Genomic DNA, 672 nt, shown 5'->3' on the forward strand with positions numbered 1-672 from the left:
TGGAGGCGGTACCAAGGGCGGAGATGAGTTTTACAAAACGACATTGGGTCGTTTGGGTAATGAGTTTGACACTTATTCGGAAATTGGATTAGGCCAAGAGTTATTCAATGCAGATGGTCGTTCAATGTATTTTGAAAGTATGTTTGAAATGTCATCGGACGGGAACCTAGAGTCTGAAAATAGTAAAGATGACAGTGCCAACTTTGGTATTAAGCAGTTAAATGTTCAAGCTAAAGGCTATATCCCATCTTCTCCTGATGCCGTTATCTGGGCTGGTAAACGCTTTTATCAACGTCATGATATCCACATTATAGACACTAAATACTGGAATATTTCTGGCTACGGTGTGGGTATCGAAAACATCAAGTTAAATACCGGTGCGATTTCAGCAGCGGTTATTCGAGCAGATAATGAGTTGGCCGAGTGGGATGATACTGGCAATAAAACGAGTTACGGAGATTTGAATACTTACTTCTTAGATTTACGTTACGCTGGCTTTAGCCCATGGGAAGGCTCCTGGACTGAATTCGGTGTTGACTATGCAATGGTTAACCCAACGGATGAGCAAGAAGACGCCGCTGAGAACTTCGATAACGGTTTAATGTTAACTGCTGAACTTAGCCAGAGTTTTTCATTGGGGTATAACAAGTTTGTGCTCCAATATATGGACAA

General features: G+C 41.7%; 1 protein-coding gene. It reads left to right on the forward strand.

Annotated elements, in window-relative coordinates; all coding sequences use genetic code 11:
• Nucleotides 1-672, forward strand: a 672-nt coding sequence (locus R7R24_RS27355; RefSeq protein ID WP_318120218.1) for a carbohydrate porin, incomplete at both ends; no start/stop codon positions are given.

The organism is Vibrio sp. 704 (genome assembly GCF_033339295.1).